Origin of the sequence: Vineibacter terrae (genome assembly GCF_008039615.1) — a bacterium.
In the GTDB taxonomy this organism is placed as follows: Bacteria; Pseudomonadota; Alphaproteobacteria; order Reyranellales; family Reyranellaceae; genus Vineibacter; species Vineibacter terrae.
In genome coordinates this window covers 34,476-53,840 of record NZ_VDUZ01000058.1, presented here as the reverse complement: position 1 = coordinate 53,840, position 19,365 = coordinate 34,476, and the positions used below count along the sequence as shown (strand labels likewise).

The 19,365-nt window shown below is 69.0% G+C and carries 18 protein-coding genes, 1 tRNA gene and 1 riboswitch; of the genes, 4 read left to right on the top strand and 15 right to left on the bottom strand.

Annotation, left to right across the window (positions count from 1 at the left end):
- Positions 1-364, bottom strand: a 364-nt coding sequence (locus FHP25_RS41605; RefSeq protein WP_218578821.1) for a hypothetical protein, incomplete at its 3' end; no start/stop codon positions are given.
- A gap of 99 nt (positions 365-463) precedes the next feature.
- The gene (locus FHP25_RS34500) at positions 464-1,519 is read right to left on the bottom strand and encodes a MerR family transcriptional regulator (protein WP_147851540.1); all 1,056 of its coding nucleotides are present in this window, start codon (positions 1,517-1,519) and stop codon (positions 464-466) included.
- A 178-nt stretch (positions 1,520-1,697) separates the two neighbouring features.
- Here FHP25_RS34500 and FHP25_RS34495 point away from each other — a divergent pair, with 178 nt between their 5' ends.
- The gene (locus FHP25_RS34495; RefSeq protein WP_147851539.1) at positions 1,698-2,444 is read left to right on the top strand and encodes an ArsR/SmtB family transcription factor; all 747 of its coding nucleotides are present in this window, start codon (positions 1,698-1,700) and stop codon (positions 2,442-2,444) included.
- 43 nt (positions 2,445-2,487) lie between these two features.
- Here FHP25_RS34495 and FHP25_RS34490 read toward each other — a convergent pair whose 3' ends face one another.
- From FHP25_RS34490 to FHP25_RS34480, 3 genes are all read right to left on the bottom strand, one after another.
- Positions 2,488-2,871, bottom strand: coding sequence for a RidA family protein (locus tag FHP25_RS34490; RefSeq protein WP_147851538.1), 384 nt, complete (start codon positions 2,869-2,871; stop codon positions 2,488-2,490).
- Between the two features lie 213 nt (positions 2,872-3,084).
- A complete protein-coding gene (locus FHP25_RS34485; protein WP_147851537.1) occupies positions 3,085-3,606 on the bottom strand; it encodes a PaaI family thioesterase in 522 nt (173 codons plus the stop codon).
- A 3-nt stretch (positions 3,607-3,609) separates the two neighbouring features.
- On the bottom strand, positions 3,610-4,092 hold the full coding sequence (locus FHP25_RS34480; RefSeq protein WP_178134005.1) for a PaaI family thioesterase: 483 nt from the start codon (positions 4,090-4,092) through the stop codon (positions 3,610-3,612).
- 62 nt (positions 4,093-4,154) lie between these two features.
- Here FHP25_RS34480 and FHP25_RS34475 point away from each other — a divergent pair, with 62 nt between their 5' ends.
- Positions 4,155-4,799, top strand: coding sequence for a DUF488 domain-containing protein (locus FHP25_RS34475; protein WP_147851535.1), 645 nt, complete (start codon positions 4,155-4,157; stop codon positions 4,797-4,799).
- Between the two features lie 186 nt (positions 4,800-4,985).
- Here the strand turns inward: FHP25_RS34475 and FHP25_RS34470 are convergent, their stop codons facing one another.
- On the bottom strand, positions 4,986-6,482 hold the full coding sequence (locus tag FHP25_RS34470) for an amidohydrolase family protein (protein ID WP_147851534.1): 1,497 nt from the start codon (positions 6,480-6,482) through the stop codon (positions 4,986-4,988).
- A 258-nt stretch (positions 6,483-6,740) separates the two neighbouring features.
- Here FHP25_RS34470 and FHP25_RS41125 point away from each other — a divergent pair, with 258 nt between their 5' ends.
- A complete protein-coding gene (locus FHP25_RS41125) occupies positions 6,741-6,887 on the top strand; it encodes a hypothetical protein (RefSeq protein WP_178134004.1) in 147 nt (48 codons plus the stop codon).
- A 3-nt stretch (positions 6,888-6,890) separates the two neighbouring features.
- Here FHP25_RS41125 and FHP25_RS34465 read toward each other — a convergent pair whose 3' ends face one another.
- The 9 genes from FHP25_RS34465 to FHP25_RS34425 all read right to left on the bottom strand — a co-directional run bounded on the left by FHP25_RS34465 (position 6,891) and on the right by FHP25_RS34425 (position 17,909).
- Positions 6,891-8,381, bottom strand: a complete 1,491-nt coding sequence (locus FHP25_RS34465) for a tripartite tricarboxylate transporter permease (protein ID WP_147851533.1) — start codon at positions 8,379-8,381, stop codon at positions 6,891-6,893.
- Between the two features lie 3 nt (positions 8,382-8,384).
- Positions 8,385-8,882 carry a tripartite tricarboxylate transporter TctB family protein gene (locus FHP25_RS34460; RefSeq protein WP_147851542.1) on the bottom strand — a complete coding sequence of 166 codons (498 nt, stop codon included), beginning with the start codon at positions 8,880-8,882 and terminating at the stop codon, positions 8,385-8,387.
- A 177-nt stretch (positions 8,883-9,059) separates the two neighbouring features.
- Positions 9,060-10,049 (bottom strand): tripartite tricarboxylate transporter substrate binding protein, encoded by a 990-nt coding sequence (locus FHP25_RS34455; RefSeq protein ID WP_147851532.1) that lies wholly within the window; start codon positions 10,047-10,049, stop codon positions 9,060-9,062.
- A gap of 155 nt (positions 10,050-10,204) precedes the next feature.
- Positions 10,205-12,214 carry a molybdopterin-containing oxidoreductase family protein gene (locus tag FHP25_RS34450; RefSeq protein WP_231712584.1) on the bottom strand — a complete coding sequence of 670 codons (2,010 nt, stop codon included), beginning with the start codon at positions 12,212-12,214 and terminating at the stop codon, positions 10,205-10,207.
- A 187-nt stretch (positions 12,215-12,401) separates the two neighbouring features.
- Positions 12,402-13,247, bottom strand: a complete 846-nt coding sequence (locus tag FHP25_RS34445) for an SWIM zinc finger family protein (RefSeq protein ID WP_147851530.1) — start codon at positions 13,245-13,247, stop codon at positions 12,402-12,404.
- 3 nt (positions 13,248-13,250) lie between these two features.
- Positions 13,251-15,950, bottom strand: coding sequence for a DEAD/DEAH box helicase (locus FHP25_RS34440; RefSeq protein ID WP_147851529.1), 2,700 nt, complete (start codon positions 15,948-15,950; stop codon positions 13,251-13,253).
- Positions 15,951-16,004: 54 nt separating this feature from the next.
- Positions 16,005-16,079, bottom strand: a tRNA-Gln gene (locus FHP25_RS34435).
- Positions 16,080-16,128: 49 nt separating this feature from the next.
- On the bottom strand, positions 16,129-17,082 hold the full coding sequence (locus FHP25_RS34430) for an acyl-CoA desaturase (protein ID WP_147851528.1): 954 nt from the start codon (positions 17,080-17,082) through the stop codon (positions 16,129-16,131).
- Between the two features lie 104 nt (positions 17,083-17,186).
- Positions 17,187-17,395: riboswitch (cobalamin riboswitch) on the bottom strand.
- Positions 17,396-17,435: 40 nt separating this feature from the next.
- The gene (locus tag FHP25_RS34425) at positions 17,436-17,909 is read right to left on the bottom strand and encodes a flavin reductase family protein (protein ID WP_178134002.1); all 474 of its coding nucleotides are present in this window, start codon (positions 17,907-17,909) and stop codon (positions 17,436-17,438) included.
- 431 nt (positions 17,910-18,340) lie between these two features.
- Here FHP25_RS34425 and FHP25_RS34420 point away from each other — a divergent pair, with 431 nt between their 5' ends.
- Positions 18,341-19,363, top strand: coding sequence for a CHAD domain-containing protein (locus FHP25_RS34420; protein ID WP_178134001.1), 1,023 nt, complete (start codon positions 18,341-18,343; stop codon positions 19,361-19,363).
- Positions 19,364-19,365: the final 2 nt, after the last annotated feature.

Here is a 19,365-nt window from a genome sequence, read left to right as displayed (position 1 = left end):
CCACGGCGCCGTCACGCCAAGACCCAGTGCCAGCACCCGATTCCCGTCCAACCCAACCCCCGCTCCGTCTCTCGGCGAAGGTTACCAACAATTCCCCCCAATTCCATTCGCCACGTCGAGGAGCCAAAATATCGAACACGCGAGTGTCGCGCCGGGAAGCCGTCACGATGGCGCGCAGCTGCGCGCGAAACTGCTGCGCCTTGCTCGGCTCCCCACGCAGGATTGCCGCCACCTCCCGTACGATGGCGGAATCGATCTCCGGAATCTGGACTGCAACGCGGATCACGACCTGGTCGCGTTGATCGCCACCGGCCATCAACGCGTTGCTTTGAGCATTCGAGGACGGCTGTTTCCCTGACGACATGGCGCACTCTTGCAGCAGCTGTATCAACGTAACCCAACGCACGCGGCAGGATCGAGCGCGAAGGCGAGCCCCTATGGGATACCCCGCGTGGTTTGACGCTCAGTCCTTCGAGCTCGACGTCGGTCGGCCCGGCGGGCGCCACGCGATGACGCCCTCGGTCCGCGCCCGCACGTCGGGCGAGGCGAGGCAGGTGGCGACGGCCTCGTAGCCGGGTGTTCCCGGGTAGGGCGCGACGCAGGTCGGCGGGCTGTGGTTCGCCGGGCAGAGGATGATCGCCTCGTCGCTGCCGACGGCGGCCAGGTCCAGGATGGCGCTGGAGCGCGTCAGAAGGAACAGCGGCCGCGCGCCGGGCCCCCTGTGGCGCAAATGGCCGATCAGCGCTTCCTGCGTGGCCTGGTCCAGCGCCAGCTCCACCATGTCGATGACAAGAACGGCCGGCCCGTCGCGCTCGAGCGCCGCGAGAAGCGCGACCAGGGCCTGGGAGGCCATGGCGCCCTCGTCGATGAGCCAGGCCAACGCCCGGTCGACCCTGGCCTTGAGCGCCGGATCGGCAGCCAGCCGCGCCCGTGCCTCGGCGGCATCGTCAGCCAGCCGGTCCAAGCCGAGGAAGGCCGCATCGGGCAGGGCCTCGGCGATCTTCCGCGCCAAGCGGGTCTTGCCACTGCCCAGCGGACCGATGATGTAGGTGAGTGGCCGGATGTCGCGCAGCTCGAACCGCTCGCCGCCCCATGGCCAGGGAAGGTCGAAGCCCACACGGGGCTCCGCCGCTGTCCCCAGCAGATGCGCCAGCTGCTGCGGCGCGGCCACGTCGCCGCGAGCGAGATCGGCACGCAGGCCCTGGACCTTTCCCACCGTTCCGGCGAGTTGCTGGATGCGGCTTTCCAGCGTCGCCTGATGAACGGCCAGCGCCGCCTCCAGGCACCGGGTGTCGCCGCCCAGCACCTGCGCCACCTGCGCCAGGCTGAGGCCCAGCGCGCGCAGGGCTGCGACCTCGGCGGCCTTGGCCATCTCGTCGGGGCCGTAAGCCCGCCATCCTGCCGCCGTGCGCAGCGGCACGACGAGGCCACGCTGCTCGTAGAGGCGCAGGGCCTTGGCGGAAACGCCAAGCTGCCTGGCTGCTTCCGAAGCGTTCAGAAATTGTCCTGCGTGATTCACGAACCCACCTCCTGTTCGTTGACCACGATCTTATCGGGGCAGCCCCAAGGGCCAGGTCAATACCGTTGTTGTGGATTTCGCGACCGCCTCGCTCGCTTCGACCATGACCGAAGCATCGGCGCATGGCCAGGCGCCCGACCTGCGCTATAGTCGGACATCATTCGATGGAGGCCGAACCATGCTTTCCACCAATGCCCTGGCCGAGGTTGCGGCGCTGATCGGCGATCCCGCCCGCGCCGGCATGCTGATGGCCCTGATGGACGGCCGCGCCCGGCCGGCAAGCGAGCTGGCGCTGGAGGCCCGCATCATGCCGCAGACCGCCAGCGGCCATCTCGCCAAGCTGGTGGCAGCCGGGCTGCTGGAAGTGCGGCCGGAAGGGCGCAACCGGTTCTACCGCCTGGCTGGGCCCACTGTGGCCGACGCCATCGAGGCGATCGGCGCCGTGGCCGGCCTGCGTCCCGCCGGACCGCCCGAGGCGCCGGCCAGCGCCGCCTGGCGGCGTGACCCCGACCTGCGCTTCTGCCGCACCTGCTACGACCATCTCGCCGGCCAGGTCGGCATGGCGGTCACCGACGCGCTCACCCACGAGGGCGTCATCGAGCCGGCGCCGGGCAAGGACTGGCACGTGACCGCGCACGGCGATCATTTCTGCCGCCAGGTCGGGATCGACATCGATGCGGCGCGGGTGGCGGCGTCGGCAGGACGGCGGTATTTCGCGCGCCAGTGCCTGGACTGGAGCGAGCGGCGCCCGCACATCGCCGGCGCGTTCGGCGCCGCGATCGCCGACCTGTTCTTCCGCAAGGGCTGGGCGACGCGCAGCCGCCGCGGCCGTGTCGTGACCCTGCTGCCGGAGGGCCGGCGGGCGCTGGTCAAGGTGTTCGGCGCGGTCGATCCGATGCTGACCACGACGCGCCGCGCGGCGTGAAGCTGGCCGGGCCGCTGGAGCGGCGCGGCCCGGCCTTCAGAAATCAAGCCATCGCGATGGCTTCGATTTCCAGCAGCCAGCTCTCGTCGAAGATGCCGGTGATGATCACGGTGAGCGCCGGCGTGCGCGCGCCGAGAACCTCGTTGCGGACCTGCCGGTTCTCGGCCGCGTAGCGGCGGTCGGACAGGAAGATCGTCGCCTTCACCAGGTTGTCCAGGGTCATGTCGGCGGCGCGCAGCTGGGCCTGCACGTTGGCCCATGCCTGCCGCGCCTGGCTGAGGAAATCGGGTGCGACGGTGCCATCGAGCGCCATCGGTATCTGGCCGCTGACATGCACGATGCGCTGCACGGCGGTTGCCTCGACAACCTGGGCATAGCCGCCGGACGGCGCCGGCACCTCGGGCGCGTTGATCGCGCGGGTCTTCATAGCCGCCTCCCCCCTGCTTCCAACTTCGAAGTCGCCACAAGCCGCGGTGATTTGTAGCCTTCATGGTGAGCTTGTCGAACCATGAAGGGCGACGCACTGACCGCCGCCGCGCGAGGGCCTTCATGGTTCGACAAGCTCACCATGAAGGCTTTTGGCGCTGAGCTCGCGTTTCCCCGGACAGCCCCGGTGCCGCGGCCACCGGCTGCGCTGTGCCTATTCCTGCTCCTTCGCGGCGCGGCCCTGGTCGGCCAGCCAGCCGTCGCCCGAGGGCACCTTCACGATGCAGCTCGCGCGCAGGATCTTGGTGTCGCCGGTCGTGAGATAGATGTGCGAGAACAGCAGCGAGCGGGTGGCGCGCACCAGCTCCAGCCGGCCCTCGACCCAGTCGCCGGCGCGCGCCGGCGCCACGAAATCGAAGGTCATGTTGACCGTGGGCACGAACTTGCCGCGGATGCCGGCCAGGAACGTGGCGCCCATGCCGCCGACCAGGTCGGCCACCGTCATCATCATGCCGCCATGCAGGGTGCCGGCCGGGTTGCACATATAGGGCTGCACCCGCAGCCCCATCACGAACTCGTCGCGCGAGCCCTTCTCGCCGCGCTTGTAGTAGAGCGGCCCGACATGGGTGTTGAAGTTGATCACCGTGGCGCCGCGCTGGAAGTCGATGCGCTTGAAGCCGGGCGGCGGATCGTCAGGGATGGATTTCAGCTCGAGAGGGGATACCGGTGCGTTCATCTCTCAGTCCTGCGGCGTCTGCGCGTCGGGTTGATCGGGATCGGGCGGCAGGGCCTGCAGCGCGCGGCCGGGACGCAGCAGCGCGAACACACCCTGTCCGGTCAGGATCGAATGGCGGCGACCATAGAGGCGGCCGCGCGCATGCGCCACCTGCGAATCGAAGCCGGTGCAAAAGGCCTCGGCCTCGATCCAGTCGCCGGGCCGCCCGTGGCTGAGGAACTCGACGTTCAGGCTGAGCGTGACGCAGCGCCGGCCCGCGGCGCGCCACGCCGCCGCGCCCAGAGCCGCATCGAGGAACGCCGTCAGCAGCCCGCCATGCACGATGCCCAGCGCGTTGAGGTGCCGCGGCAGCACGCGCAGGCCGCGCAGCACGGTGCCGTCGGCATCGGTCTTCTCGAACCACGGCCCGTTGCGCTCGGTGAAGCCGCCGCGGGCGGGCAGCGCGACGAAGCCGGGTGGCGGATCGATGGCTACGGGATCGGGCACACGGACCTCGTACTTCGAGAGGGCGGTTGTGGTCTGGCTGCCCGATGACATAGCGTGCCTTGATGACGGACAAAACCGCAAGGCCTGCGACCATCTACAGCATCGGCCATTCGAACCACCCGATCGAGCGGTTCATCGCGCTGCTGCAGGGTGCGGGCGTCGCTTCCGTGCTCGACGTGCGCTCCGTGCCGCAATCACGACACGTCCCGCAGTTCGGCCGTCAGCGCCTGCAGGCGGCGCTGGCGGCGGCCGGCATCGACTATGTCTTCCTGGGCGACATGCTGGGCGGCAAGCCCAAGGACCCGGCCATGCGCCAAGGCGGCGTGGTCGACTACGAGCGAATCGCGGCGACGGCGGCGTTCCAGGCCGGCCTCGATCGCGTGGCGACGCAGGGCGCGCAGCAACCGGCGGCGTTGATGTGCGCCGAGAAGGCGCCGCTCGACTGCCACCGCACGGTGCTGGTGTCACGCCATCTGGCCGCCCGCGGTCACGGGGTGATGCACATCCTGGCCGACGGCACGCTGATGCCGCATGCCGCGGTCGAGGATGCGCTGCTGGAAAGGTACGCGCCGGCCGACGATCTGCTGACCCGCGCCGAGGATCGAGCGGCGCGCCTGGCGATGGCGTACCGCCGGCGCGGCGCGCAGATGCTGGGGAACCCTTCTCCCCGCGAAAGCGGGAAGAAAGTGCCCCGAAGTGGCGGATGAGGGGCTTCGGACCGCGCGCGTCCACGCGCGCATCGGCGCGGCAGCGCCGACTGTCTTTCGCTCTTCGCTCCGCTGCGAGCGAATGCGCGCGTGGACGCGCGCGGTCCAAAGCCCACGGCCCCTCATCCGGCTCCGATGTTATCGTGCCACCTTCTCCCCGCCTTCGCGGGGAGAAGGGAAAATGCCTCAACCCGCGGCGACGAAGCCGTAGGTGGCGTTGTTGCGCACGCCCTCGACCGCGGCGTAGTCGCGCTTGAGCTGGGCCATGCGGTCGCGCGAGAGCGTGTCGGCCTCGGCCCGCACGTTCATGCCGAACAGCCGCGCCGAGTTGTGGCCGAAGATCGTGCTCTTCACGAAGCCGTCGGCCTCGCCCAGCGGCTTGAAGCCGTGCTTCTTCTGCATGTCCTCGGGGATCTCAAGCCGCCGCAGCGCCTCGATCTGCCATTGCGGCGAGCCGTACCACACCGAGTCGGTGCCCCAGATCACGTGGTCGACACCCATGCCCTTGATGAAGGTGCCGAGCAGCGCCGCCGCGAAGCGCGGGTTGGCGGTCGCCGAGTTCGCGAACGTCGTGCCGAGCTCGGCATAGACGTTGCCGACGCCATGCTCCTCGGGGATGCGCGCCAGATGGCTCGACCATTTGATCTCGCCCGTCTTCTCGAACTCCGCCAGCGCCCGGTCCGGCGTCTCCTGAAACGGCTGCAGGCAGCCGTGGTAGAAGACGAAGTTGATCTGCGGCCAGTCCTTCGCCGCCTTGGCGATGTCCCAGTGCGTGTTGTACTGCCAGACCTTGGCCCATGAGGTCTCGTAGTCGGCCGGCATCAGGCCCTTGTGGAGCGCGATCTGGCGGATGCCGGACTTCACGACCTTCTCATAGAACGGATACATCAGCTTCTCGTCGTCCAGCCGCCACGGATAGCGCGTGGTGTTGGTCAACGGATCGCCGATGGTGTAGCCCTTCCAGGCTTGGTGCCGCGGGTTCTCGAGCGCCTTGTCGACCGCTTCCATCCATCCCGGCTGGCCGGGCGTGAAGACGAAGTGGCCCAGCATCCGGCGGGCGCCGGCCATGCGGTTGACCGCCTCGACGGTATCGACGATCTGGTCGTTCGGGATCAGCCACCAGGACGGATCGTCGAACGGCGCGCCCGAGAGCAGCGCGATCTTGGTGTCGCTGTTGAGGAAGATCTGGCGCACGTAGTTCTCGAACTTGTAGTACGCCAGGGTGAGCTGCTTCTGCTTCAGCTCCTTGTTCCAGTTGTCGGCGGCGTATTTCGCCAGGCCCAGCAGGTCCTCCTGCTTGAAGCCGTCATGAACGAAATGGGTCTGGATATCGAAGATGAACTGGCTGGCGAGCGCCTCGGCGCGCGCCTTGGCCACGTCGGGCTCCGCCGCCTCGGCCTTGCTGACGTTGAAGACCGGGCCGAAGACGTCGTTCATCGCCATGAACGCCGCGGCCATGCCCGAGGCCGTGGTCAGGAAGCCGCGGCGACTCATGCCCAGCTTCTTGCCGTACAGGGCGGCGAGCTCCTTGATGCGGGCTTCGACGCGCCGCTGCTGCGGGCTCTGCGGCAGCGGCGTGAACTCGCCGTTGGAGATCATCTGTGTCGGGATCGGGGATCGGAACGCACGCTCTTGCGCCGGCCGCAACCGTTGCAACGCCGCCTCACTCAATAGGTGGACCATGGCTTCCTCCCGTTCTGTCCGATGTCGCTAGAGGCACCTCCTCCACTACGCTGCACGACCGCCCGCGATCTTAATCCCGCCCTCAGGGCGACCAAGAGCAAACTGGACGTATTTCATGCGCGCCAATGCAACCAGCCCGGCGTGCGGGTATGCCGATTCGGAAAGCGGCCGAAAGGAATTTCGATCGACGCCCGCGGTGCCGGCCCGATACTGGGTCGGGCATGAGCACGATGGCGGCCCGGGGACTACGCACCGAAAATGAACTGCGACGGGCCGACCTGCCTGCCGATCCCGCCGGTCGAGCCGATGGGCCAGGTGATGACCGTGCAGCTCCAGTTCACGAGCCCCAACCTGTTCGTGCTGCAGGACGCGTCCGGGCCGCTGCGCTGGGTGCGCCAGAACTGACGCTCAGGCCGCCCGCCGCCAGCGCAGCCGGCTGAGCCACACGAAGACCGGCCAAAGCAGCGCCGCGAAGGTCAGGGCCGCCAGCACCGCGGCGACCGGACGGCTGAAGAACGGCCAGATGCTGCCGTCCGACTTGATCAGCGACGTCACGAAGTTCTGCTCGACCATGGTGCCCATGATGATGCCCAGCACCAACGCCGCGACCGGAAAGCCGTTGCGCTCCATGACGTAGCCGATCACGCCGAAGCCGGCCAGGGTCACGACCAGGAACAGGTTGTTGCCGGTGGCGAACGAGCCCACGGCGCACAGCAGCACGATCACCGGCATGATCGCCGCCCGCGGCGCGCGCAGCACGAAGCTGGCGATGCGGATCATCGCGATGCCCAGCGGGATCATCAGGATGTTGGCGATGATGAAGATGATGTAGAGCGCGTACATGCTCGACGCCTTGTCGGTGAACAGCGTCGGGCCGGGGTTCAGTCCCTTCATGAACAGCACGCCGATGGCGATCGCCGTGATGGTGTCGCCGGGAATCCCGAACAGCAGCGACGGCACCCATCCCGATGCCAGGCTGGCGTTGTTGCTGGCGCCGGCCTCGATCAGGCCCTCGGGGTGGCCGGAGCCGAACTTCTCCGGCTCCTTCGACAGCCGCTTGGACATGGCGTAGCTGACCCAGGCGGCCATGTCGGCGCCGGCGCCGGGCAGCACGCCGATGATGATGCCTACGATGTTGCCGCGCACCTGCGGCCGGGGATAGCGAAGGGTCAGCGCCCACATGCCCTTCAGGATGCTGCCGAAGCGGCGGCTCGGCAGGCGCGGCGGCTCCGCCGTCGCCATGGCGCGCATCACCTCGGAGAGCGCGAACACGCCGACCAGGGCCGGGATCGGCTCGATGCCGCCCAGCAGGTCGGTCAGCCCGAACGTGAAGCGCGGCGTGCCGGCCGGATTTTCCATGCCGATGCAGGCGATCAGCAGCCCGATCAGCATGCTGGCGATGGCCTTGATCGGCGAGGAGCGCGCCACCAGGGTCGAGCACATCAGGCCCAGAAGGGCGAGCCAGAAATACTCGTAGGTCGAGAACTGCAGCGCCATCTCGGCCAGCGGCGGCGCCAGCACGATCAGCGACACCGTGCCCATGATGCCGCCGATGGCGCTGAACCAGAGGCAGATGCCAAGGGCCAGCTCGGGCTGGCCCTTGCGGGTCATGGCATAGGCTTCGTCGGTGTAGGCCGCCGACGCGGGCGTGCCGGGAATGCGCAGCAGGCAGCCCGGGATGTCGCCCGAGAAGATCGCCATCGCCGACGCGGCGATGATGGTGGCGATGGCCGCGATCGGCGACAGGTAGAACGTGATCGGCACCAGCAGCGCTGTCGCCATGGTCGCCGACAGGCCGGGCAGCGAGCCGACCACCAGGCCGTAGATCGACGCCAGCAGGATCGCGATCAGCACGTCCGGCTGGGCCACCAGGCGCAGCGCCTCATAGAACGTGTCCATGCTTCACCAGGGCATCGGCAGCAGCCCGTCCGGCAGCGGCACGCGCAGCAGCTTGTAGAAGACGAGATGCACGCCCACCGGCGTCACCAGCGCCAGCGGGATCGCGAGCTTGGGCCGCGCTCCCAGCGCCAGCGCCGTGGCCAGCACCATCGCCGCGCCGGTCGGCACGAAGCCCAGGCGGTCGACCGCGACGACGTAGAACAGCAGCAGCGCCGGCGGCAGCAGCACCTTCAGGCCGATGGCCGCCTTGCTGCGCCGCTCGGGCGGCGCCGGCTGGTCGGAATGAGCGGCGAGGTCGGCCTCGGCCTCCTCCTCGAAGCGGTGGCCGATGCCCAGCGCGATCAGCGCGCCGCAGATCGCGAGCCCGATGCCGACCACCATGGGGAAAACCTCGGGGCCGATCTGCTGGCCCGGCACCGGCGGCTGCAGCGAGCCGCCATAGGCGGCCGCGATGCCGACGCCAACCAGAAACAGCCCTGTGACCTTGTCGGGGAGTTGCATGCAAAGCTGATCCGCCGGGAGGAGCGTCATGCTCCTCTCCCGCAAGCGGGAGAGGAAGGGGCCCATGGCGCGCAGCGCCATGGGAAGGTGAGGGATTACGAACAAGGTGCTGTGCGTGAAGCCCTCACCCGACGCGCGCACGCGTCGACCTCTCCCGCCTGCGGGAGAGGTCAGGACTTACGCCTTCTTCAGGCCGGCGGCGTCCATGGCCTTGCCCATGGCGACATCGCTGCCGGCCATGAAGGTGCCGAAGCCGGCCGCGTCGGCCCACTTCACGCCGAAGCCGCGATTGGCCATGAACTCGCGGAATTCCTTCGAGTCGTTGACCTTCTTCAGGGCCGCGGTGAGCTTCTGCCCGATCTCCGCCGGCAAGCCCTTGGGCGCGGCGATGCCGCGCCAGGCGCCGGTGGCGTAGTCGATGCCCAGCGCCTCCTTGAGCGTCGGCACATCCTTGAACTGCGGATTGCGCTCAGGCGACATGATCGCGAGGCTCTTGGCCTTGCCGGCCTCGATCATGGTGCGGGCTTCCGGCACCGAGCAGGTGACGACATCGAGCCCACCGGCCGCGAGATCCTGCATCGCCGGCGCAGCGCCGTTGGACGGCACCCAGGCGACATGTCCCGGCTTCAGCCCCATCGCCACCAGCCAGCCGATCAGGGCCAGGTGCCAGATGCCGCCCTGGCCGGTGCCCGAGGCCTTGAACTTGCCCGCCGGGCTCGCCTTGATGGCGTCGGCCAGCTCCTTGACGGTCTTGTAGGGGCTGTTGACGTTGACCTGGATGCCGGGCGGATCCTCGTTCATCAGCGCCAGTGGCGTGTAGCTGCCGGGCGCGAGCTCGGTCAGCCCCTGCCAGTGCATCATGGCGATCTCGACCGTCAGCATGCCCAGCGTGTAGCCGTCGGGCTGCGCTGAGGCGATGGCCGAATGGCCGACCACGCCCGAGCCGCCGGTGCGGTTCACGACGTTGAACGGCTGCTTGAACTCCTGCTCCAGCAGCGAGGCGATGATGCGTACCGTCGCGTCCGTGCCGCCGCCGGCAGCCCAGGGGCAGATCACCGTCACCGGCCGGCTCGGATAGGCACCCTGCGCCAGTGACGGCCCGGCGCCTGCGAGCGCGCCGGCCGCGGCGGCATTGCCCAACAATCTGCGTCTTGTCAGCCTTGTCATGACGTCACCTCCAGTTGATTGATTGATCTCTTGTGCTTGCTCTTAGACCGTCTTGATCGCGAAGCCAACTGCCCGCGTTTTCTTGCCAGCTCGATCCGGCATGCGCGCCTGCCTGCCGGTGCTGCGACCATGGTTCTTCGGGATGACAGTGGTTCTTAAGGCGCTTCCGCCGACGCCAGGGCGGCTGTCGCCGCCGTCATGTCGGCGCGTCCGGCCTCGGCGCCCACCACCTCGACGAAGATCTCGTTGAAGGCCGGCTGGCCGCCCGGCGACCACGCGCCGGGACAGAGCAGGTTCGACACGGCGCCCTGATCTTCCGGCAGGCTCCACCACTTGCCCGGCAGCGAGACGGCACCGGCCACGACGGCATCGGTGATCCGGAGCGTCGCCGGGATCACACCCCTGGCATTGCGCACCCAGACGGCCTCGCTGTCGCGCAAGCCGCGCGCCGCAGCATCGGCGGGTGTCATGTCGAGCGTCGGGCGCCCCTCGGCGCGTCGCTGACGCGGCTGATTGGCGAAGCTCGAGTTCAGGAAGAAATGCGCCTTCGGCGTCATCAGCCGCAGCATCCGCGCCGACGGCGGCGCCGGCGGCAAGGCAACGCCGTCCCGCGGCGCCAAGCGCAGTTCCGCGCCCACGAGCTTCGCCGGCGGCCTGGTCGTCTTGACCCATCCGGCCTGCTTCAACGTCGCGAGATCGAGCCCCGGCGGCAAGGCGGCAGCCGCGATCTCTTCATCGCTCTCGCGCATGGCCGGGTGGTCGAGCCCCAGCCGTGGCGCCAGGCCGCGCATGATCTCGCCGTGCGACCTCGCCTCGCCCAGGGGCGCCACCGCCGGCAGGTTCACGCTGATATAATGGTGACCCCAGGCACCCAGCACGTCGAAATGCTCCAGCTGCGTCGTCGACGGCAGGACCACATCGGCAAAGCGCACGGTGTCGGTCAGGAAATGCTCGACGACGACGGTGAACAGATCCTCGCGGGCCAGCCCCTCCCGCACGCGCCCCGCATCCGGCTGCACCACCGCCGGGTTGGTGCCCCAGACCATCAGCCCGTGGATGGGCGGATCGAGCCCCGGATCGGTCAGGGTCTCGCCCAGCCGCGCCATGTCGAAGACGCGCGGCGATTTGCCGGCCGGAATCAGGTCGGCCCGCTCGGGGTACAGTTGATTGAGGTCGGGCCGGGCGATGGCAAGCACACCGCCGCCGCGGTGCTGCCAATGGCCGCCCAGCACCGCGAGCGCATGCACGGCGCGCACGAATTCTTCACCCTGCACGCTTTGCTGCGCCCCGACACCGGCGCGGATCACCGCGGGGCGCGCGGCAGCGAATTCGCGCGCCAGCCGCACCACCGTTTCCGGCGCGATCCCGCACAGCTCGGCCACGCGCGCAGGCGTCCAGGGCGCGACCTCCTGTACCAGCGCATCCAGGTCGGCGCAGACCGCCCGGGCGTGGTCGAGGTCGGCCAATCCCTCCTCGAGCATGACCCGGGCCATGCCCGCCGCCAGCACCGCGTCGGTGCCGGGGCGCAGCGCCACATGCTCATCGCACTGCCGGGCGGTGCGGGTGCGGACGGGGTCCAGGCAGATGACCCGCGCGTTGTGGCGCCGGCGCGCCTCCTGGATGAAATGCCAGTGGTGGTGGCACGTCGTGAGGATGTTGACGCCCCACAGAAGGATCAGGCGGCTGTCGGCGATATCCTCGGGGTCGAAGCCCAGCGGCAGCCCCTCCGCCGCGCTGGCCACGAACGAGACGGCACAGATCCCGCCACCTGCCCGGCTCGCCCCCAGCGCGTGGAACAGGCGCATCAGGCTGCGGCACTGCACCATGCCCATCGAGCCGAGATAGCGGTGCGGCAGCAGCGCCTCCGGCCCGTGCGTTGCCGCGATCGCCTTGAAGCGCTGCGCGATCAGGTCGAGCGCCGCATCCCAGGAGATGGGCTCGAACTGGCCGGAGCCCTTGGGGCCGACCCGCCGCAGCGGATGCAGCAGCCGGTCGGGCGCATAGGTGCGCATCGGATAGTCGTTGACCTTGGCGCACAGCACGCCGCGGGTGAAGGGATGATCCTTGGCGCCGCGCACGGCGACGACACGCCCCTGCTCGACCTCGGCGACCCAGCTGCAGGTGTCCTGGCAATCCAGCGGACAACAGCCCTTGACGGTACGCATCTCGCCCACGGCCGACCTCCCTGCACGCCCGCGGCGCGCAGCTTGAACCCTGGCACATCCAAGCGAGAGCTTGCACCCGGAAGGCAGGACTGTCATCCCGAGCGCAGCGGGGGATCTCCTGCGTGGGACGCACGATGCGCCATTCGCGAGAGATCCCTCGCTGCGCTCGGGATGACAGGAAGCCGTCTCAGCGACCAGCGTTTCGAGATGCTGGCCGCCCCCGACTGCTCTTCTTCTTTGCAGACGCTGCTGCGCTGCCTGTCTTGGCGGTACTTCGCTTCGCGGGCTTCTTCTTTCGCGGCGACGCCTCGTCCACCGCCGCGCCGTCGGCCATCTCCACGCCGAATAGCGCCGCCACGTCGGCACCGTCGAGGACGTTGCCGGCGGGCGCGGCCTTCGCCAGCGGCAGGTTCTTGTCGGCGTGGGCCAGCAGTTCGGCTTCATCGACACCGCGCAGCAGGAACAGCAGCCGGGGCTCGAGGTCGAGCCGCGCGCCCACGCCGTAGAGCACCGCCGCAACATGCTTGCACATGCCGGCCCAGTCCGGGCAGCTGCAGGAGAGCTCGATCTCGCCCGGTGCCGGAAACAGTCCGTCACCCTCGCGGCAGACCCGGTCCATCACACCCTTGGCCATGCGGCCCTGGAGCAGCTCCACGAGGGAGTCGATCGAGCCGGCGCAATCGCGGCAGATCGACTTCCAGCGCGCCGCCTTCACGGGCGTGATCGACACCTTCACGTCATAAAGATTGGACCCGCTGACGACAGCCGTGACCTGGCCTTTGGCCACCTGCAGATCGACAACGAAGCCGTTGCGCACATAGCTTCGCCCCCGCGGCAGGCGCGTGGCATAATCGCTGTAGCGCTCGAGGTTGTCGCACCACGACATGCCCCAGAAGCTCTCGGCGATCTTGCGGCCGGTGATGGTGACCGGCGCGACCGTGCGCTTCTTCTTCTTGAGCATGGCGAGGCGGCGCGCTGCCTGCCGCTTCCTCTCGGCGACCGGGACGTAGGGCTTGAATTCATACCAACCCATCGCCTAGCCCTCTTTCATGGCGGTCGTCAGGTCGAGAGCCACCAGCCTCAGCAGATCGTCGTCCTGCATCTCGGTCAGGACGGCGTCCGCCCCGCCACCCAGAAAATCGCCGGCGAGCTGCTGCTTGGTCTCGATCATCCGGTCGATCTTCTCCTCGATGGTGCCGCGGCAGAGGAACTTGTGCACCAGCACATTCTTGGTCTGTCCGATGCGGAATGCACGGTCGGTCGCCTGGTTTTCAACAGCCGGATTCCACCAGCGGTCGAAGTGGATCACATGCGACGCCGCGGTCAGGTTCAGCCCGGCGCCGCCCGCCTTGAGCGACAGCACGAAGAACGGCACGTCGTCGTCTTCCTGGAAGCGTCGCACCAGATCGCGACGCTTGCCGACAGCCGTCTCGCCATGCAGCACCAGGCCGTCGCGGCCGAACACCGCGCCCAGGAAGGCCGCCAGAGGCCCCGTCGTCTCCCTGAACTGGGTGAAGACCAGCGCCTTCTCCTGCCGGGCGGCAATCTCCTCCGTGATCTCGCGCAGGCGCGCGAGCTTGCCGCTGTCGCCTTCGGCCCAAGCGCCATCGCCGAGCCATTGCGAGGGATGATTGCAGATCTGCTTGAGGCGCATCAGCATCGCCAGGATGACGCCCTTGCGGGCAATGCCGTCGGCGTCCGCGAGCTGACCGGCGAGCTCGCTGACCGCCTGCTGGTAGAGCGCCGCCTGCTTGCGGCTCAGCGCGCAGAAGGCCTTGACCTCGGCCTTGTCCGGCAGATCGGCGATGATGCTCTTGTCGGTCTTCATGCGGCGCAGGATGTAGGGCCGCACGAGGTCGCGCAGGGGGCCGTAGGGATTGGGCGTGTCGGGGTCGGCCAGCCGCCTGGCATAGGACGAGAACTGCTTGGACGATCCCAGCAGCCCCGGATTGATGAAGTCGAAGATCGACCACAGATCGCCCAGCCGGTTCTCGATCGGCGTGCCGGTCAGGGCGATGCGTGCGTCCGCCCGCAGCTGCTTCACCGTGCGCGTCTGCCTGGCGCCCGGATTCTTGATGGCCTGCGCCTCGTCGAGGATCGCGAGCCGCCACGGCGTCGCCGCCAGCCACGGCACGCGGCCGAGAAAGCCGTAGCTGGTGATGGCAAGGTCGATGCCGGCCAACGCTTCGGCACCATCCGACTTCAGGACTTCCGCCGGCATGACCGAGGGGTGAACCACGGCCGCCTTCAGCTCCGGTGCGAAGCGGGCGATCTCCGATGACCAGTTGGCGAGCAGCGATGCCGGCGCCACCAGCAGCGACGGCTTGGGCGCGCTGGCGGCCTGTTGCTTCAGCACCAGCAGCAACGACAGGACCTGGATGGTCTTGCCCAGCCCCATGTCGTCGGCCAGGCAGGCGCCCAGCCCGAGGCGGGCAAGCAGATGCAGCCATTGCAGGCCCGCTTGCTGATAGGGCCGCAATGTGCCCGCCAGCGCGCGACCGGGATCGACACCCCTTGTGCCGTCCGGGTGGCGCAGATCCGCCAGCGTCTGCGAAAGCCACGGTCCGGCGATGGCCTGGCTCCAGTCGGCATCGGTCTGGCGGTCCGGGTCGCCGGCGATCCCGGCACCGGCCAGCAGGCGCATGGCCTCGCCGAACGACAGGCCCTCGGCGGCAGCCCGGCGCTCGATCGCCTCGAACTGACCCAGCGTGCGGCTCAGCCGCTCGGGATCGATCTCCACCCACTTGCCGCGGATGAAGGCCAGCCCTTCGGTTTGGGCGAGCAGGCGCTTGATCTCGGCCGCAGATAGCTTCTCGCCATCGAGAGACACCTCGACATGGAAGTCGAGCAGCGCGTCCAGCCCGAGCTTGGACGGCGGGTTGCCACCCACGGTGGCTTTCACCTGCGGGCGCGCCGGCCGGTTCATGCGCCATGTCGCCGGCATCCGCACAACGACGCCGGCGCTCTCAAGATCAGGCACGTCCTTCAGGAACTGCACCGCCTGCTGCGGACGCCAGCGCAGCGGATGATAGATCTCGCCCGAGTCGACCATCGGTTTCAGCCAGGCGCATCGCTCGGCTGCGCGCTGCACGGGCGTCAGCAGCGACAGCAGGCGCTCGCGGTTCTTCGCCCCGGCATATTCCTGCAGCGCCTTGCCCAGCGGCAGGTGCTGCGCCTTGGCCTGCGCCGACAGCCGTGTCGTGTAGGACGCCATGAAGGCGAACGGTGCCTCCTCGTCCCTGCGGTTCTCGGCAAGGTGGAAATGCACCCGTCCGACAAGGTTCCAGGCCGGATGCCGCGCCTTCAGGAAGGCCTGCACGGACAAGCCGGCTTCCGACAGCTCGGCATCGAAGGCGCCGTCCATGCGGCGCCACAAATCGGCGAGGACCGGGACCGTGAGGTATTCCGCGCCCGTCATCGGCGGCACGGCGGCAGCCCATCGGGTCAGGTCTTCCTCAGCCGGGACCGGCACGTGGGGCTTGCGTTGCGCGGCGTCCAGGCCAGGCAGGGCGCACAGCGCCGCAATGAAGCGCGCCGCCATCTCGCGCCAGTACGCCAATGTCGGCGACAGGGTCGTCCCGACCTCGTCGGCGCCCAGGCACAGCAGCCCGTGCCCCGAACCACGCGCAAAGGCCCTTTCCAGGCGTGCGGCGCGTGGCGCCTCCAGCGCCGCCGGGTCATCCGATGGCTTGAGGGACAGAACGCCGTGCCGAGAAAGAGCGGGCGCCAACGTCATGCGATCAACGATCTTGTAACCGGCCAGCCGCCCGATCGCGCTGCAGGATGGATCTGGCTGGGGCGCCAGGATTCGAACCTGGGGATGGCGGAATCAAAATCCGCTGCCTTACCACTTGGCTACGCCCCAATGCCGCAAGCGCGCGGACCATAATCGCAGCCGCCCGGGAGCGCAACGCTCACCGTCGCGGCCGCCCGACGGAGGGGGCAACCACCTTCCGGGCCAGCCCCAGCGCGGCCAGCAGGCGGATGGTGAGCCAGGTCACATCCAGCTCCCACCAGCGGTGGCCGTGCCGGGCCGCGCGCGGATCGGCATGATGGTTGTTGTGCCAGCCCTCGCCGTTGCTGATGAAGCCGACGATCAGGTTGTTGCGGCTGCCCTCGCCGGTCTCGTAGGTGCGATAGCCCCACAGATGGGCCACCGAGTTGACCGACCAGGTGATGTGCCAGACCAGCACGGTGCGCACGAAGGCACCCCACACCAGCAGGCTTGAACCGAACTGCAGCGCCTGCGACACGCTGCCGCCCAGCGCAAGCCCGGCGGCGGCCCCGGCGGCGAAGAAGACCAGCCACGACGCCAGGATCACCCACACCCAGCGCAGCCGCTGCTCCAGCGCGGCATAGACGGGATCGCGCATGACGTCCTTGGCGTAGCGCGAGACCAGCGCCTCGCGCGTCAGCTCGCGGTTCTGGAAGACGATCCAGCCAATATGCCCCCACAGGAAGCCGGCAAGCGGACTGTGCGGATCGGGCTGCTCGTCGGCGCGCGCGTGGTGGCGGCGGTGGATGGCGACCCAGCGCGCCGGCGTGTCCTGCACGCAGCACACGCCCAGGATGGCGAAGGCGCGCTCCAGGCTTTTCGGCAGGGCCAGGCCGCGATGCGTCAGCAGGCGGTGGAAGCACAGGTTGATGCCCAGCGTGCCGAAGACGTACAGCCCCAGCAGCGCCAGCGCGACGCCCGTCCAGCTGAAGAACCAGGGCGAGAACGCCAGCAAGGCCAGGCCGTGGACGAAGGCGATCGCCACGGCATAGCTCCAGATCAGGCGCAGCGGCCGCGCCGCCTGCGGAACGTCGAGCCTCCGGTTCGTATCCGCCGGCCCGTGACCGGTTCCCTCCTGGCGCAGACCCAGCATCGATGACCCCGCTCACCCGGGGCAAAAGCCGCTCGGACATGCGCTGAAAAAGGGATGGCGTGACGCCACCGATCGCCCGCGCCCGCCGGAACACCCCGCCCGAGAACGTGGATGACGTCGCGGCAGGTCTCCTGGCTCACGGGTCGCTGCTTCGTCCGGTCTTCCCGATGCGCGGCGCATCAGTGACGTGAAGGAGACGGAAGCTCGCCGTCGACAGTTGTGGGGGGCAGCTCCGGCCTTGCCGCGCGGCGCACCGGATTCCCTCTTAAGCTCCCGATCTTGCGATCGAAAGACCGTGACGGCCTGCATTAGCCGTCAAAGCCATGGCGATGTCAAAGGACGGCGGTGGCGCCTTACGACGCAGCCTTCAGGTGCTCACCGTGGATGAAGACACCTTGCGCGTAAAGCAGCGGCAGGTGGGCGGCGTCCAGGCACACATCGACGATCTCGCCGATGACGATGGTGTGCGTGCCTGCGACGGTGGTGTTCACGACTTTGCAGTCGAACGTCACCGGGCAGCCGCCCAGCACCGGCGCGCCGGTCGCCAAGGTGCGCCAGTCGCCCAGGTCGACGAACCGCGCATCGCCCTCGACCCCATCCATGCCGGCGAAGCGCTCGGCGATGGGGCGATGGCAGGGCGCCAGAACGTTCACGGCGAAGATGCGGCTGGCGACGATCAGCGGATGGGCGCTGGCCTCACGGTTGACGCACACCAGAAGCTGCGGCGGGTCGGCCGACACCGAGCACACGGCGGTCGCCGTCAAGCCACCGCGCTCCACGCCATGGCGTGTCGTGATCAGGCAGACGCTGGCCGCTAGGTGCCGCATCCCGCTTTTGAATGCCCCGGTGTCGATGCTCATGCGTCCTGGGCCCTGGAGCGAACTCGTACTCATGGGATCATGGAACCACGGACCGACCACCGCTGTCATCGGCCGTGATATCGCCGATTAGATGGATGTGGTGTGCGAAAAAAGCAACGGTCGGGCGCGCAGCCGCGCGATCCCCTGTCGTCCCAAGCCGCTCGGGCCAGGCGCAGCACCCCGGCCGCCAGGCGGCATGAGATGCGCCTTCTTGTTCCATCCGGACAACCCGCCTCGCGCCCCAGCACGCTCACGCGTTTGCGAAGATCCATCCATATCCTGCAGATACCGCGCCAAATCTCACTACCAATAGTAGGTGCGACGCTGCAGCAGCCATCGCAACAAAACCGTCATTTGTTTGTCACGCGCCCGCGTGCTGGGATGGCCCACGAATGAACATGCCCCTTCACCAAGACCCTGTCGGCAGCGACGCGGTGCCGGCCCTCGCCGTCTTGGCGCATGACGCGCTGGCCTCCTGCCATGCCGACCTGCTGGCGGCGCGGCAGACTGTGCTGACCGCCCGCGATCCCGTCGGCATCCACGGCACGCGCGTGGCGCTGCGGCGCATGCGGGCGGCAGCCACGCTGTTCGGCCGGCCGCTGGCGGACGAGGCGATCCTGGCCCTGCGTGCGGATGCCAAGCTGCTCGCCGATGCCTGCGGTCCGACCCGCGACCTCGACGTGTTCCTGATCGGCGTGCTGAAGGAAGCCGAGGCCAGCTTCGCCGACCACGATGCCGTCCTGCATGAGCTGCGCTCCTTCCGGGCAGCGGCGTTGCGCCTGCGCCGCACCCGCCACGACGCGGCACGGCGCGTGCTGACCGGCGACGTCTTCACCGCCTTCGATGCGCGCCTGGCCAGCTTGCCCGCGCCCACGGAGCCGCCGCCTCCAGCCGAACCGACGGTGCCGCCGCCGCTGTCCGCCGTGCCGGGCGACGCGGTCGCCGTCTCGGATGTGCCGCCGCCGATGCCGGCGCCGTCGGTGCCCGATGCGCTGGGGTTCGCACGCGACGTGCTGCGCGGCCGCGACCGCAAGCTGCGCAAGGGGCTGGAGCGCTTCCGCCGCCTCGACGGCGCCCAGCGCCACGCGCTGCGCCTGCGTGTCAAGAAGCAGCGCTACGCGGCCTCGTTCCTGTCCAAGCTCTTTGACCGCAAGGCTGCCGGCGCCTATATCCAGGCTGCGGCCGGTATGCAGGATGCGCTGGGCCTGGCCAACGACCGGCTCGTCGCGGCCAAGGTGATCGCCGACATCCGCGCCGCCGCCCGGCCCAAGGGCCGGCTGGACTGGATCGCGGGCGTGCTGACCGGCTGGCTTGCCGGCCGCGCCCAGGCCGGCGGCGACGACGACCGGGCGGTGGCCTCGGCCGGCAAGCGCTTCCGCAAGGCGGCGCGCTTCTGGCGCGGCGGGGATGACGGGGAGTAGAC

Excerpts from the sequence above, each read along its gene's own strand:
- FHP25_RS34440 (WP_147851529.1), bottom strand. The coding sequence starts at position 15,950 with ATGACGTTGGCGCCCGCTCTTTCTCGGCACGGCGTTCTGTCCCTCAAG.
- FHP25_RS34455 (WP_147851532.1), bottom strand. The coding sequence starts at position 10,049 with ATGACAAGGCTGACAAGACGCAGATTGTTGGGCAATGCCGCCGCGGCC.
- FHP25_RS34430 (WP_147851528.1), bottom strand. The coding sequence starts at position 17,082 with ATGCTGGGTCTGCGCCAGGAGGGAACCGGTCACGGGCCGGCGGATACG.
- FHP25_RS34485 (WP_147851537.1), bottom strand. The coding sequence starts at position 3,606 with ATGAACGCACCGGTATCCCCTCTCGAGCTGAAATCCATCCCTGACGAT.
- FHP25_RS34460 (WP_147851542.1), bottom strand. The coding sequence starts at position 8,882 with ATGCAACTCCCCGACAAGGTCACAGGGCTGTTTCTGGTTGGCGTCGGC.
- FHP25_RS34445 (WP_147851530.1), bottom strand. The coding sequence starts at position 13,247 with ATGGGTTGGTATGAATTCAAGCCCTACGTCCCGGTCGCCGAGAGGAAG.
- FHP25_RS34490 (WP_147851538.1), bottom strand. The coding sequence starts at position 2,871 with ATGAAGACCCGCGCGATCAACGCGCCCGAGGTGCCGGCGCCGTCCGGC.
- FHP25_RS34420 (WP_178134001.1), top strand. The coding sequence starts at position 18,341 with ATGCCCCTTCACCAAGACCCTGTCGGCAGCGACGCGGTGCCGGCCCTC.
- FHP25_RS34465 (WP_147851533.1), bottom strand. The coding sequence starts at position 8,381 with ATGGACACGTTCTATGAGGCGCTGCGCCTGGTGGCCCAGCCGGACGTG.
- FHP25_RS34450 (WP_231712584.1), bottom strand. The coding sequence starts at position 12,214 with ATGCGTACCGTCAAGGGCTGTTGTCCGCTGGATTGCCAGGACACCTGC.
- FHP25_RS34495 (WP_147851539.1), top strand. The coding sequence starts at position 1,698 with ATGCTTTCCACCAATGCCCTGGCCGAGGTTGCGGCGCTGATCGGCGAT.
- FHP25_RS34470 (WP_147851534.1), bottom strand. The coding sequence starts at position 6,482 with ATGGTCCACCTATTGAGTGAGGCGGCGTTGCAACGGTTGCGGCCGGCG.
- FHP25_RS41125 (WP_178134004.1), top strand. The coding sequence starts at position 6,741 with ATGAACTGCGACGGGCCGACCTGCCTGCCGATCCCGCCGGTCGAGCCG.
- FHP25_RS34475 (WP_147851535.1), top strand. The coding sequence starts at position 4,155 with ATGACGGACAAAACCGCAAGGCCTGCGACCATCTACAGCATCGGCCAT.
- FHP25_RS34425 (WP_178134002.1), bottom strand. The coding sequence starts at position 17,909 with ATGCGGCACCTAGCGGCCAGCGTCTGCCTGATCACGACACGCCATGGC.